This is a genomic window from Tenacibaculum sp. E3R01 (genome assembly GCF_003318185.1).
Lineage (GTDB): Bacteria > Bacteroidota > Bacteroidia > Flavobacteriales > Flavobacteriaceae > Polaribacter > Polaribacter halocynthiae.
This window is the reverse complement of the sequence record NZ_QOCC01000019.1, coordinates 760,956-774,044: the sequence shown is the minus strand read 5'-3', so window position 1 is coordinate 774,044 and position 13,089 is coordinate 760,956. Positions and strand designations below refer to the sequence as shown.

Genomic DNA, 13,089 nt, shown 5'->3' with positions numbered 1-13,089 from the left:
AATTAAAACATATCAATTTTTTTTGTTGAAAATTTTAAAATACGAAATCGTTGTAAAAACGTAAAAAAGTGGCATCTTTGTAAAACACAATTACAACATTTAACATGAATAACAATCACATGACTCTCGGTGAGTTTATTATCAGTAACCAAAATCACTTTAAATATTCATCAGGAGAATTGTCTCGTTTAATTAATTCTATTCGCTTAGCTGCCAAAGTAGTTAATCATGAAATTAGAAAAGCTGGTTTAGTTGATATAACTGGTGCATCTGGTGATATAAATGTTCAAGGTGAAACTCAACAAAAATTAGATGTTCTAGCGAATGATTTATTTAAACAAACATTAATAAATCGTGAGATAGTTTGTGGAATAGCAAGTGAAGAAGAAGATGATTTTGTTGTTGTTGAAGGTAATAATAAAGAAAACAACAATAAGTATGTGTTATTAATGGATCCTTTAGACGGTTCATCAAACATTGATGTAAATGTTTCAGTTGGAACCATTTTTTCTATTTACAGAAGAGTTTCTCCAGATGGAACTCCTGTTACTAAAGAAGATTTTTTACAAAAAGGAAGCGAACAAGTTGCTGCTGGTTATGTAGCTTATGGTACTTCTACAATGTTAGTTTTCACTACAGGTAATGGCGTTAATGGATTTACATTAAACCCAGCAATCGGTACATTTTATTTATCTCATCCAAATATGCAATATTCTGAAATGGGAAGAATTTACTCAGTTAGCGAAGGGTATTTCACTCATTTTCAAGAAGGGATGAAACGTTTTTTAATTTACTGTAAAGAATTAAACAAAGAAGATAACAGACCTTATACAGCTCGCTACATTGGATCATTAGTTTCTGACTTTCATAGAAACATGATTAAAGGTGGTATTTATATTTATCCAGCTACTGCTATTGACCCAAATGGAAAACTACGTTTATTGTACGAGTGTAATCCTATGGCTTTTATTTGTGAACAAGCAGGCGGTAAAGCTTCAGATGGATTTACAAGAATTTTAGACATTAATCCTTCAGAATTACACCAACGTGTTCCTTTTTACTGTGGTAGCAAAAAAATGGTAGAAAAAGCGGAAGAATTCATGACTGAGTTTTCTAAAAATGACAAACCAACTTATTAAATAATAGTTATTATTTATACTAAAATAAATTTTGAATAGGGCAAACCATTGTTTGCCTTATTTTTTTGCGTTAAATTTACCGTCGGAAAAATATATAATTAACCTTTTAAAAATAAATAACTATGGCTTTTGAATTACCAGAATTAGGATATGCTTACGATGCTTTAGAACCAAATATAGATGCTAGAACTATGGAAATACACCATAGTAAACATCATAATGGATATACTACTAAATTAAATGCAGCTATTGCAGGAACTGATTTAGAAGGAAAATCTATTGAAGATATTTTAGCAAATTTAGACATGAATAACATGGGAGTTCGTAATAACGGAGGTGGATTTTACAACCACTCATTATTCTGGACAGTAATGAACCCTGAAGATCGTGGGTATTTATCAGGAGAATTAAAAGATGCTATTGAAGCTGAATTTGGTTCAAAAGAAGCTTTTATTGATGCTTTTTCTAAAGCTGCTGCTACTCAATTTGGATCTGGATGGGCATGGTTATGTGTACATAAAGGTGGTAAAATTGAAGTATGCTCTACTCCAAACCAAGACAACCCATTAATGCCAGGTGTTACTTGTGGAGGAACTCCTATTTTAGGATTAGATGTATGGGAACACGCATACTACTTAAACTACCAAAACCGTCGTCCTGATTATATCGATGCTTTCTTTAAAGTAATCAACTGGAATGAAGTTGAAAGAAGATATGCTGAAGCTAAATAGTTTTACTTCTTTAATAAAATAAAAAAGCACCTGAATATTCAGGTGCTTTTTTATTTTATTAAAACAACGAATTAATTAACGTACGTTGTTGGTTTTTACAATTGCTCTTTCGTTTTTCCAATCAATCCATTTTTGACCACGTAACCTCCTCATTATATTATCTACTGTACGCATTATAAATACATTATACACAGCTTTTCCTAAATTTTTAGGATTACGAGCTATCGCTCTTAAACTCATGGAGAATCCAGGTGTTATATATCGCATATAATGCCAATAACCTTCAGGCATATATAAAACATTACCGTGCTCAAGTTCAGCCACATGCCCTTTAGCTTTCTTTAAAGCAGGCCATTTTTCAAAATCTGGATCATTAAAATCTATATCTTCTCTTGTAATTAAAGAGTTCGGTATTTTATATAAATACTTATTTTGCTTTTGATCAAACAAAATACATTTCTTTTTACCTTCAAAATGAAAATGAAAAATATTAGCTAAATCAATATCGTAATGCATAAAAGTATAAGAATCTCTTCCTCCAAAAAAAAGCATTGGCAATCCCTTCATTAACTTAAGACCAAAATCAGGAAATCTAAAATCTTTTTGTAATTGAGGTACTTCTTTTAAAACATTCCATAGAAATATCCTAAACTTAGTAGGCTCTTTTTTTAACAAATCAACATACTCCCTCATCTTCATTGTAGCATGAGGCTCGTTAAACCCATCTTTATAATTTACAGGCCTATCATCATATAAAGGTACTGTTTTATCACCAGCTATTTCTTTCATATACTCTAACGACCACTTAGAATATGCTGGCCAATCTTCAATAAAACGTTCAATTACCACAGGTTTTTGTGGTTTAAAATAATTTTTAATAAAGTCTTCTTTTGTTATAGTCTCAACTCTATCTATTTGCTGCAACTGTAATCCCATGCATCCACTTTTTTTGCAAAGCAAAGTTAATAAATAGTTATTAACTTTTTTCTAAATGATTTTGTTAAAAAAAAGCACTCATCTATAAGACAAGTGCTTGTATATTTTTGAGTTAATTATTTGTTACTGCTTACGTAACTCTAAAGCCTCTTTCTTTTTTGACTCGTTTCTCTCAATTTTATGCTCTGGTCTTGTCCATTTTGGCTTCTCTCCTAATCCTTTATATTCAGAATTATCAGCTTCTACCGTTTGAGGCTGTACTTTTTTAGTAAATGGTTTTTGAGGATTTAAACCTAACATTTCAAACATTTTCATGTCTTCACTTACATCAGGGTTAGGTGTCGTTAACAACTTATCTCCTGCAAAAATTGAATTTGCACCTGCAAAAAAGCACATTGCCTGACCTTCTCTACTCATTTGAGTTCTACCAGCACTTAAACGCACTTGTGTTTCTGGTAATACAATACGAGTTGCTGCAACCATACGAATCATCTCCCATATTTCAACTGGTTTTTCATCTTCTAATGGTGTACCTTCTACAGCTACCAAAGCATTAATTGGTGTTGATTCTGGCTGAGGATCTAATGTAGATAGTGCTACTAACATACCAGCTCTATCTTCAACAGATTCTCCCATACCAATAATTCCTCCTGAACAAACTGTTACATTTGTTTTACGAACGTTATCTATCGTTTCTAAACGATCTTCATAACCACGTGTTGAAATTACCTCTTTATAATATTCTTCTGAAGAATCTAAATTATGATTATAAGCATATAATCCCGCTTCAGCCAATCTTTTCGCCTGATTTTCAGTTACCATACCTAAAGTACAGCAAACTTCCATATCTAACTTATTAATTGTACGAACCATCTCCAATACTTGATCAAACTCAGGGCCATCTTTTACATTTCTCCATGCAGCTCCCATACAAACTCTTGAACTACCTCCAGATTTTGCTCTAAGTGCTTGCGCCTTTACTTGATTTACTGTCATTAAATCATTTCCATCAACATTTGTATGGTACCTAGCAGCTTGAGGGCAATACCCACAATCTTCTGAACACCCTCCTGTTTTTATTGATAGTAATGTAGATACTTGTACTACATTTGGATCATGATGTACTCTATGAATAGTTGCTGCTTCATACAACAGCTCCATTAATGGTTTATTATATATAGCTAAGATTTCTTCTTTCGTCCAATTATGTCTTACTTCGCTCATAAACTTAGGTTTATTGATAGTTGTTTGAATGACCAAAAATAACTTATTTTATTTTTATAAACTCATTGAAAAGCTTATAAAATTTTTGTGATTCTTCAAGATACGGGTTACGCCCACTTTTTTCAAACACTACAAATGTTACTTCTAGCTTAAAAAGATTTATAGTTTTCTACATATTCAAGTGTAGAAACATTTATTTTGTTATTAATATAGAAACGGCATTTCCTCCAAACCCTACAGAATTAACTAGTATTTTATTAATTTTTGCAGGACACTTTTGTTTCTCAATAAAAGGAACAGAAATACCTTCTTGATGTTGCAGCATTAAAATACCTAATTCTAAGCTTAACAATCCAGAAGTTGCAAACGTATGTCCTAATTTCCATTTGTTAGAAGTTAAAAAAGGCTTATGTTCTCCAAATATTTTTTCAATTGCTTTTAGCTCTGATAAATCTCCTTTTATAGTACCTGGCGCATGCATTACTATTGCGTCAATATCTTTTGGTGAAACATCTCCTAATGCCATTTTCATAGATTTCTGAAAACATTGAGCGTCTGAAGATATTGAAATATTATGTTTTAATATTTCAGTTGCATATCCAACACCCTCAACATATGCAATTGCATTTTCTTTAATTCCTTCCTCCAAGCATATTACTGAAGCACCTTCACCAATAACCATGGTGTTGTTATTTTTTTCTAAATCTAATGTTTTACATGGATACTCATCCTCATTTTTAGCATACACTTTAAGTGCTTGCATTTGAGCAATAGTAAAATCAGTTAACGAAGCCTCACTTGCCCCAATTAAAAATTTACTTGCCATTCCAGATTGTATCCAAGCCACCCCATTTAATAATGAATGTAAGCCTGTTGAACAAGTTATTGAATGTGAAATTTCTGGTCCGCTTGTTTGTAAATCATGGGCTATCCAAGATGATATATTACCTAGTGTTGTTGTTGGCGAACTCAAAGTAGAAGACTTACCCATTTGTAGAAATTCTTTATGGTACTTTTCAAATAAAATAGTCGCTCCTCTAGAAGAGCCAATATTTATTCCAAAATCATCATTAGCACTCCATCCTGCTTCTTTTATAGCTTTTCTAGAAACATATAAAGCATACAAAACAGATTCGTCTAAATCTTTGTATTTAGCATCTGATTTTCTTAACTTTTCTATTTGCAGCTTATCTTTCTCTTGAAGTTTAGCTACCCATGCATTAAAGTTATCAAACTCTTTAATACTTAAATGATGCTTATCATTTTTATAATTAGTCCAAATATCCTCTAACAAACTTCCTAATGCCGATACCGATGCTATAGAGGTAATTGATATACTATTTCTCAAACCTTAAAAATTTCAACAAAAATAAAACTTCTTATAGCTTTAAGCCCTATATACTATTAGAGTTTTTAGTTTTTGTAACAAATTAAACATATTTTAGTCTTATTATTAAAAATTAAGCATGGCACATCAAGAACAGAAAAGTTGGTTTAGTAGAAACTGGTTATGGTTTATACCTGTGAGCGGTTGTTTAGGCATCATTTTATTATTCATAGTTGGTATTGGCGCTGCTTTTTTTGGGGTATCTAATCTACTTAATAACGTTGCTCCTATAGAATATGGAATTGAAAAAGCTACAGAAAATAAAAAAGTGATTAACTTATTAGGTGAACCCATTGAAAAAACAGGGATTCCTAACGGAAATATTTCTTTAACTAATGATGATGGTACCGTTGACTTTTCTGTTCCAATAAAAGGATCAAAAGAGGAAGGCTTTTTAATTATAAAAGGTATTAAAACAAATGGTGAATGGACTTATGAAGAATTATACGTTCGTATAAAAAGCACACAAGAAAAGATTAACTTATTAGAAAAAGCTTTAGAGGGTATCTAAAACTTTTTCTATTGTATTATATACCTTTTCAAGTAATATCATATCAATAACATAAGGAACTTGAATATAAATTGTATTTCCAAGTGGTCTTAAAAATACTCCTTCTTTCATAAACGATTTTAATAAAATATCTCTTAAAGCTCCATAACGCTCCATATTTGTATCAATATCTATAGCTAAAATAACGCCTATTTGTCGTGTTGAATTTACTTTAGAATGTTTTTTTATTCTTTCACTAAATAATTCGTGTGCATCACTAATTTTTTTAATGTTTTGCTGAATTTCCTTCGACTCTAACAATTCAATACTAGCAATGGAAGCTGCACATGCTATTGGATTAGCGGCATAAGTATGACAATGAAAAAAACCTTTAGAAATATCACTACTTAAAAAAGCTTCATAAATGTCTTGTGTGCATGAAGTAATCCCCATTGGAACCATTCCTCCTGTCAACGCCTTACTTAAGCATATAATATCTGGTTTTGTAACCATATAGTCTGAAGCAAAATTTCTTCCTGTTTTTCCAAACCCTGTCATTACCTCATCTGCAATAGTGATAATTGATTTTGATTTACAAAAACTTAAAATTTCATTCAACCCTTCAACACTATGGATTTTCATTCCTGCTGCTCCTTGAACTAAAGGCTCATATATAAATGCTGCTACTTTATTTTCTGCAGTAATTTTTTCTAATTGCTGTAAAATGTCAGTATGATTAACTCCATTTGGAGTAGGAATACGTTTTACATCCATTAAAAACTCTTCAAAAGGCCCATTGTAAACCGAAAGTCCTGATGTTGACATAGCTCCGAAAGTATCTCCATGAAAACCGTTTTCAAAAGCAACAAATACAGTTCGTTTATCTCCCCTATTAAAATAGTATTGTAAAACCATTTTTATTGCAGCCTCAACACTGGTTGACCCATTATCATTAAAAAAAATCTTTGCTTGATTTTCAGGTAAAATGTTTATCAACTTCTCTGATAACTCAACAGCAGGAGGATGTGTAAAATCACTAAACATTATTTGATCTAACTGCTGCATTTGATGATGCACTTTGTTTATAATATAATCATTACAATGACCAAACATACAGGTATACCATGATGAAATAGCATCAATATATTCATTTCCATTTTCATCAGTTAATATACATCCTTTGGCTTTTACAATACCTAAACTATCTGGATGAGTTTGATGCTGTTTTAAGGGATGCCAAATATATTTTTTATCTCTTTCTGTTAAGCTCATAATTTATTTTTAAATTTTGCAGCGTATTCTTTAATTACATTTTCATCAAAATATGGCTCTTCATCAACTCTTCCTATTATAGGTACTCCCGTCATTTTTTTAATAATACTCTCCGTAGTTTTATGCTCAGAACCTGAAAAAACAATTGACACATCAAACCCTTTATCTTTTAACAAACCAACCGTTAATAAGGTATGATTAATACTTCCTAAATAGTGTCGAGAAACAACAACTACTTTATAAGTTGGTTTTATAATATCTAAAATTGTTTCTGAATCATTTAAAGGGACTAAAACACCGCCTGCACCTTCTATTACTAAATTATTTTTTGTTATTGGTTCTTTAATTTCATTAACATCAATAGCAACACCATCAATTTCAGCTGCTGCATGCGGGCTCATAGGCGTATGTAAAGCGTATGAATTTGGATGAAACTTAGAAATTTTATTAGATATCAGTTTTTCTACCTTTAAAGTATCAGAATTATCTAATTCTCCTGCTTGAACAGGTTTCCAGTAATCGGCTTCGAGCGCTTCTGTAATAATTGCAGAAATAACCGTTTTACCTACTTCTGTTGAGATACCTGTGACAAAATATTTATGTTGCATTAAAAAATTGTTTTACATTCATTACATATTAATTTTCTCTTTTCAAAAAAAGGAAACAACATATAAAATATACTTTTTCTTTGAGCTGGTGCTACTAAAATTCTAGAAAAATTACATTTAGTACAATGAATTTCTTTTCCATCTTTATCTTTTTCATAATCTCTAATTTCATTATAAATACTCAACCCTCTTTCTAAATCTTCATTGTGTACTAATAATTTTACACCTCCTATTGCCTGACTTATTAAAGGATCAGAATCAACAGTTTTTTCATCCATTAACATAGTTCTAATACCTTCTGAATCTAATTTAGATTTTATAAGTTGTGCTTCTGTTGAATATTCAAATACAGTTAAAATTGTATAATCATCTCTCATGCTATTTATTTTACATTACAAAGGTACTAAGGTTCTCTAAAACTTGTGTTATTTCTTTTTTAGTGTTGTAACTATGTAAACAAAAACGAAGTCTTTCTTGCCCTTCAGCTACAGTAGGAGATAAAATAGGTTTAACATCAAAGCCATTATCCTGCATTCTTTTAGCTATCCGCTTTGTTTGCTCGTTTCCAGAAACAACACAACAGTGTATTGCTGACTTACTTTTTATAAAATTAAGCTGTAATCTTTCTATTTCTGTTTGAAAGTGATGTATATTTTCATGAAGTTGTTGTATGCTTTTAACCCCATTAATACTTTCAAGTAATTGATATACTTGTTTTATAGTTGCAATAGCATGAGGTGGTAATCCTGTGGTGTAAATAAAACTTCTTGAAAAATTCACTAAGTATTCTTTCAGTTTTTGACTTCCTAAAACTACAGCTCCATGGCTCCCAAGCGCTTTTCCAAAAGTTATTATTCTTGCAAAAATTTTATTTTCTAAACCTAATTCTTGTATCAAGCCACGCCCATTCATTCCAAAAACTCCAACAGAATGTGCTTCGTCAACAATAAAAAACACCTGATGACTCTCACATATTTCAACCATTTTTTTTAAATCAGGAATATCACCATCCATTGAAAAAACAGATTCTGTTACAACATATATAGCTGAATCATTATTTTTAAATTCTTTTTTTATTGATATAATTCGATCTTCTAAATGCTTTATATCATTATGGTTAAACTTATATTGTTTAGCATTAGATAATTGAATTCCATCTCTAATTGAGGCATGAATTAACTCATCATATAAGATATAGTCACCACGCTGAGGAATTGAAGAGAAAACACCAAGATTTGCATTATAGCCTGAATTAAACAACAATGCTCCTTCTATATTATGAAAAACAGACAGTTCTTTTTCAACTAACGAGTACAAATCATAATTACCTGATAACAAACGGGAACCTGTTGCTCCATTTTGAATACTTTTATTAGTTACCAAAAACTGATGTGCTTTTTTAAATATCTCTTCAGACTTTGAAAACCCTAAATAATCATTAGATGAAAAATCAATTAAATTTCTATTTTCACCAAGAGACCTCAAAGAATTATTATGTATTCTTTTCTGAAGTTTTTTCTGAAGTTTTTCTGGAAAATTCATTCAACAAAAATACATGAGTTTTTTTACCTTCTTGATAATTTTTTTCTCATTATTGGTAAATACCTATTAGGTATTGAGCTTTCTTTTTTTGCGATAATTTCAAAACCCTGTTTTTTATAAAAAGAAACAGCATTCGGGTCTGCCAATAACGTCATTTCATCAACGTCAAATTTTTTTGCTTCATTAAAAGAATGTAATAACAACTGTTTCCCTATCGATTTCCCTATATAATTTGGTAACACAAACAACATTTCTAACTCAATAGATTGTTCAACTGGAGGATTTAGAGCATAAAAACCAACTACATTTGTTTCTTGAACAAATGTATAAATCATCATTTCTTCAATCATTTTAACACTAATAGTTAAATCTTTTCTCCAGCTTTCAACTTGTTCCTTAGAATACCCCCAATAAGCTTTAGAAATCAAAGCTATTTCGGTTAACAATGCTGATTCTTCTATTTTTGCTTCCTGTATCATAAAAAAGAAGCCCCACTAAAAGTGAGGCTATTAATTATTTTTTTACTATTTGTCTTATTTTTATTCTAAAAGCAGCGAATAATAATGTCATAAACGGACTCAACCAGTTAAACATTGCATAAAATGCGTAATCTACAACTGGCACACCTAAAACACCTGAATGATAAGCTCCACAAGTATTCCAAGGAATTAACACTGAGGTAACAGTACCTGAGTCTTCTAAAGTTCTACTTAAATTTTCTGGAGCCAGCCCTTTATCTGCATACGCTTTAGAATACATTTTACCTGGAACAACTATAGCCAAATACTGATCAGATGCAGTAAAGTTTAACCCTATACATGTTGCTACAGTACTTGCAAATAAACCAAACACAGAATCAAATAAACCTAACATGAAACTACTAATTCTAGCTAAAGCCCCAATAGCATCCATAATACCACCAAAAACCATAGCTAATAAAATTAACCAAACTGTCCCAAGCATTTTCTTCATTCCTCCTGCTGTAAACAAATCTTTCAAAACTTCATTATCTGTTGCCACAGAAGTTTCAACTGTAATAGCTTGCATCACTCCTTTATACGCTGAATTAAAATCCAAACTCTTAACGCCTGCTACTTGAGCAACTACCTGAGGCTGAAAAATCAAGGCAAAAACTCCACCTAAAATTGTTCCTGCTAATAAAGCTATTAAAGGAGGTGTCTTTTTTACTATTAAAATTATTACTAATACCGGTACTAAAAACAACCAAGGGCTAATATTAAATGCCTTATCAATATCCACTAACATACTTTGTGTATCAGCTTCTCCTGTTGCTGTTTGAGTAAACCCTAAAATTATAAAAAATACAATCGTCACAACAAAAGTAGGAACAGTTGTATAAGCCATATATTTTATATGTGTGAACAAATCAGTTCCAGCCATTGCTGGCGCTAAATTAGTTGTATCTGACATTGGTGACATTTTATCCCCAAAATAAGCTCCAGACAAAACTGCTCCAGCTGTCATACCTAAAGAAATCCCTAGAGCTTCACCTATACCTATTAATGCGATACCAACTGTGGCTGCTGTAGTCCAAGAACTCCCAGTAGCTATAGAAATAACTGCACAAATAACTAAACAGGCTACCAAAAATATTGTAGGATTTAGTAATTGTAAACCATAATATATCATCGAAGGAATAACACCACTTATTAACCAAGTTCCCGCCAATGCTCCAACCATTAACAATATTAAAATTGCACCAGCAGTTGATTTTATATTTTCAGCTACTTCTTCCATCATTCTCTCATAAGAAACTTTATTCCTGAACCCTACAATAGCAGCGACTGCCCCTCCTAGTAATAAAATAAATTGATTACTTCCACTTAAAGCATCATCTCCATATACAAAAACATTATATGCCAACATACCTATTAAAGCAAGCACAGGCACCAATGCTTCCCATATACTTAATTCTTTATTTTCTATAATCTTTTGATCTTCAATTTCTATTTCAGATAAGTTTTTATCATCTTGCATTACGTAGTATTTTTTGGATGTGTAATGTTACGATTTTGTAAAGAATTATACAAGTAGAATCAGTTTAGTACTTTTGCCTCTTATGGATTCATTAACACAAATTGTTTTAGGTGCCGCTTGTGGCGAAGTTGTCTTAGGGAAAAAAATTGGAAATAAGGCTATGCTGTTCGGAGCTATTGGTGGAACTATTCCTGATTTAGACGTTTTTATTGGTAGGTGGTTATATGGAAATGAAATAGATGCTATGGCTTTTCACCGTGGCTTTATGCATTCAATAGTATTTGCACTTATCGGTTCTTTTGTCTTTGGATGGATTACATACAAATTATACAACAAAGAAAAACGACTCGGAACTACAACTTTAAAAAACTGGATTTGGCTCTATTTCTTATCTATTTTTACTCATCCTATTTTAGATAGCTTTACACCCTATGGAACTCAACTATTTTTACCTTTTTCTAACTATAGAGTTGCTTTTAATAATATTTCAGTTGTAGATCCTTTATATACCCTACCCTTCCTCTTCTGTTTAGTAACAGCTATGTTTTATAACAGAAAAAGAACACGAAGAAATTGGTGGGTAAAAGCTGGAATTTATATTAGTTCTGCCTACATGCTTTTCACAATTGTAAACAAATTATACGTTAATACTGTTTTTAAAAACTCATTTGACAACTCAAGCATTAACTATAGCAGATATTCTGTTCAACCAACTATTTTTAATAATATTTTATGGTATGGTATTGCTGAAACAGAAACTAGCTATAAAGTTGGTTTTTACTCTTTATTTGATTCTACATCTAAAGTTGACACCATTTTAACCATTCCTAAAAACAGGCATTTACTTAACATCTCTCATCCAGATATTAAAACGTTAACTTGGTTTAGTAATGAGTACTACAATTTAGTTCCTATGGATTCTTCTGCTAATGTTCAATACTTAGACTTACGGTACCCTTTATTAAACCCTAAAAATGCTCAAACATCAATGTTTAGGTTTGAATTAAAAAAAGATCGAGATCGTTGGAATATGGTACCTTTTTCAGGAAAACCTCCATCAAGAGAAGATTTAAAAGAGTTTTTAAATCGCTTTTATGGAAAATAAAATCTATTACAAGTTTCTTATCCTATTAATTTATAAACTATTTTTGTAGCAAAATCATATTTGATAAATGAAAACAATAATTAAAATTTTATTTATTATTTTTTTAGTGTGGATGGCTACAGGGGTATACTTACTAAACACCAATCATGAAAAAGCACACATTGTAATGGGCTTAGGTATTTTTTATATGTCTTTTATTTTAATGCCAATATTTATATACCATCGATACAAAGATGGTAAGTATAAGAAATATGTTATAAACAATAACACTTCAATAAAACAAAAAGACTGAGATTAATCTCAGTCTTTTTGTTTTTACATGTATATAATTTTAAGCTTACTTAACTATCTCGAAAGAAGATGCTATAAATTTATCATTCTCAAGTATCCCAGTTGCTTTTACTTTTCTAACTACATTACAAAAACCTATTTTTTCGTCATGAGCATCACCAAAATCATCAATATTTGCTCCTTCAACAAAATAAGCATTATCATCTATTTTTATAGCTAAATCACAACCATTTTGACTTTTCAATTCAAATTTACATTGCCCACAAGAAGCTTCAGCAATTATTTCTTTTTTTTGTTTTGTTGAACAAGAAAGAAAAAAAAACATACTACTTAAAATAAATAAATATCTCATAATTTTATTGTTTA

Annotated in this window: 15 protein-coding genes; 5 read left to right on the top strand and 10 right to left on the bottom strand. The window is 30.9% G+C overall.

Annotation, left to right across the window (positions count from 1 at the left end; genetic code table 11):
• Positions 1-104: 104 nt before the first annotated feature.
• Positions 105-1,139 (top strand): class 1 fructose-bisphosphatase, encoded by a 1,035-nt coding sequence (gene fbp, locus DS884_RS08610; RefSeq protein WP_093869275.1) that lies wholly within the window; start codon positions 105-107, stop codon positions 1,137-1,139.
• Positions 1,140-1,261: 122 nt separating this feature from the next.
• A complete protein-coding gene (locus DS884_RS08605; protein WP_113786469.1) occupies positions 1,262-1,870 on the top strand; it encodes a superoxide dismutase in 609 nt (202 codons plus the stop codon).
• Positions 1,871-1,945: 75 nt separating this feature from the next.
• Here the strand turns inward: DS884_RS08605 and DS884_RS08600 are convergent, their stop codons facing one another.
• The 3 genes from DS884_RS08600 to DS884_RS08590 form a co-directional block, all read right to left on the bottom strand.
• On the bottom strand, positions 1,946-2,806 hold the full coding sequence (locus tag DS884_RS08600; RefSeq protein ID WP_093869277.1) for a cupin-like domain-containing protein: 861 nt from the start codon (positions 2,804-2,806) through the stop codon (positions 1,946-1,948).
• 123 nt (positions 2,807-2,929) lie between these two features.
• Positions 2,930-4,030, bottom strand: coding sequence for a biotin synthase BioB (gene bioB / locus DS884_RS08595; protein ID WP_093869278.1), 1,101 nt, complete (start codon positions 4,028-4,030; stop codon positions 2,930-2,932).
• 193 nt (positions 4,031-4,223) lie between these two features.
• Positions 4,224-5,378, bottom strand: coding sequence for a beta-ketoacyl synthase N-terminal-like domain-containing protein (locus DS884_RS08590; protein ID WP_113786468.1), 1,155 nt, complete (start codon positions 5,376-5,378; stop codon positions 4,224-4,226).
• A 118-nt stretch (positions 5,379-5,496) separates the two neighbouring features.
• On the opposite strand from DS884_RS08590, the gene DS884_RS08585 reads away from it, so the two are divergent.
• Positions 5,497-5,928, top strand: a complete 432-nt coding sequence (locus DS884_RS08585) for a cytochrome c oxidase assembly factor Coa1 family protein (RefSeq protein ID WP_093869280.1) — start codon at positions 5,497-5,499, stop codon at positions 5,926-5,928.
• On the opposite strand, the gene bioA is transcribed toward DS884_RS08585, so the two are convergent.
• The 6 genes from bioA to nhaC are packed head-to-tail and all read right to left on the bottom strand — an operon-like array spanning position 5,914 to position 11,327.
• Entirely contained in the window at positions 5,914-7,179 is a 1,266-nt protein-coding gene (gene bioA, locus DS884_RS08580) for an adenosylmethionine--8-amino-7-oxononanoate transaminase (RefSeq protein WP_113786467.1), read from the bottom strand. The two genes, DS884_RS08585 and bioA, sit on opposite strands and share 15 nt — an antisense overlap.
• The gene (gene bioD / locus DS884_RS08575) at positions 7,176-7,787 is read right to left on the bottom strand and encodes a dethiobiotin synthase (protein ID WP_093869282.1); all 612 of its coding nucleotides are present in this window, start codon (positions 7,785-7,787) and stop codon (positions 7,176-7,178) included. The genes bioA and bioD overlap by 4 nt, the downstream gene beginning before the upstream one ends.
• Entirely contained in the window at positions 7,787-8,164 is a 378-nt protein-coding gene (locus DS884_RS08570; protein WP_113786466.1) for a DUF2007 domain-containing protein, read from the bottom strand. Before DS884_RS08570 ends, bioD begins: the two co-directional genes overlap by 1 nt.
• A 10-nt stretch (positions 8,165-8,174) precedes the next feature.
• Entirely contained in the window at positions 8,175-9,329 is a 1,155-nt protein-coding gene (locus tag DS884_RS08565; RefSeq protein ID WP_113786465.1) for an aminotransferase class I/II-fold pyridoxal phosphate-dependent enzyme, read from the bottom strand.
• A gap of 23 nt (positions 9,330-9,352) precedes the next feature.
• Positions 9,353-9,808, bottom strand: coding sequence for a GNAT family N-acetyltransferase (locus DS884_RS08560; protein WP_113786464.1), 456 nt, complete (start codon positions 9,806-9,808; stop codon positions 9,353-9,355).
• A 34-nt stretch (positions 9,809-9,842) separates the two neighbouring features.
• A complete protein-coding gene (nhaC, locus tag DS884_RS08555; protein ID WP_113786463.1) occupies positions 9,843-11,327 on the bottom strand; it encodes a Na+/H+ antiporter NhaC in 1,485 nt (494 codons plus the stop codon).
• An 82-nt stretch (positions 11,328-11,409) separates the two neighbouring features.
• Here nhaC and DS884_RS08550 point away from each other — a divergent pair, with 82 nt between their 5' ends.
• Together DS884_RS08550 and DS884_RS08545 are read left to right on the top strand one after the other, a co-directional pair.
• Positions 11,410-12,432 carry a metal-dependent hydrolase gene (locus DS884_RS08550; protein WP_113786462.1) on the top strand — a complete coding sequence of 341 codons (1,023 nt, stop codon included), beginning with the start codon at positions 11,410-11,412 and terminating at the stop codon, positions 12,430-12,432.
• 67 nt (positions 12,433-12,499) lie between these two features.
• A complete protein-coding gene (locus DS884_RS08545; protein WP_093869288.1) occupies positions 12,500-12,724 on the top strand; it encodes a hypothetical protein in 225 nt (74 codons plus the stop codon).
• Positions 12,725-12,769: 45 nt separating this feature from the next.
• Here DS884_RS08545 and DS884_RS08540 read toward each other — a convergent pair whose 3' ends face one another.
• Positions 12,770-13,075: a DUF6370 family protein gene (locus DS884_RS08540; protein ID WP_113786461.1), complete on the bottom strand. Its 306-nt coding sequence runs from the start codon at positions 13,073-13,075 to the stop codon at positions 12,770-12,772.
• Positions 13,076-13,089: the final 14 nt, after the last annotated feature.

What these genes read in the sequence shown, in the direction of transcription:
- fbp (WP_093869275.1), top strand. Translation starts at nt 105, where the DNA reads ATGAATAACAATCACATGACTCTCGGTGAGTTTATTATCAGTAACCAA.
- DS884_RS08605 (WP_113786469.1), top strand. Translation starts at nt 1,262, where the DNA reads ATGGCTTTTGAATTACCAGAATTAGGATATGCTTACGATGCTTTAGAA.
- DS884_RS08600 (WP_093869277.1), bottom strand. Translation starts at nt 2,806, where the DNA reads ATGGGATTACAGTTGCAGCAAATAGATAGAGTTGAGACTATAACAAAA.
- bioB (WP_093869278.1), bottom strand. Translation starts at nt 4,030, where the DNA reads ATGAGCGAAGTAAGACATAATTGGACGAAAGAAGAAATCTTAGCTATA.
- DS884_RS08585 (WP_093869280.1), top strand. Translation starts at nt 5,497, where the DNA reads ATGGCACATCAAGAACAGAAAAGTTGGTTTAGTAGAAACTGGTTATGG.
- bioA (WP_113786467.1), bottom strand. Translation starts at nt 7,179, where the DNA reads ATGAGCTTAACAGAAAGAGATAAAAAATATATTTGGCATCCCTTAAAA.
- bioD (WP_093869282.1), bottom strand. Translation starts at nt 7,787, where the DNA reads ATGCAACATAAATATTTTGTCACAGGTATCTCAACAGAAGTAGGTAAA.
- DS884_RS08570 (WP_113786466.1), bottom strand. Translation starts at nt 8,164, where the DNA reads ATGAGAGATGATTATACAATTTTAACTGTATTTGAATATTCAACAGAA.
- DS884_RS08565 (WP_113786465.1), bottom strand. Translation starts at nt 9,329, where the DNA reads ATGAATTTTCCAGAAAAACTTCAGAAAAAACTTCAGAAAAGAATACAT.
- DS884_RS08560 (WP_113786464.1), bottom strand. Translation starts at nt 9,808, where the DNA reads ATGATACAGGAAGCAAAAATAGAAGAATCAGCATTGTTAACCGAAATA.
- nhaC (WP_113786463.1), bottom strand. Translation starts at nt 11,327, where the DNA reads ATGCAAGATGATAAAAACTTATCTGAAATAGAAATTGAAGATCAAAAG.
- DS884_RS08550 (WP_113786462.1), top strand. Translation starts at nt 11,410, where the DNA reads ATGGATTCATTAACACAAATTGTTTTAGGTGCCGCTTGTGGCGAAGTT.
- DS884_RS08545 (WP_093869288.1), top strand. Translation starts at nt 12,500, where the DNA reads ATGAAAACAATAATTAAAATTTTATTTATTATTTTTTTAGTGTGGATG.
- DS884_RS08540 (WP_113786461.1), bottom strand. Translation starts at nt 13,075, where the DNA reads ATGAGATATTTATTTATTTTAAGTAGTATGTTTTTTTTTCTTTCTTGT.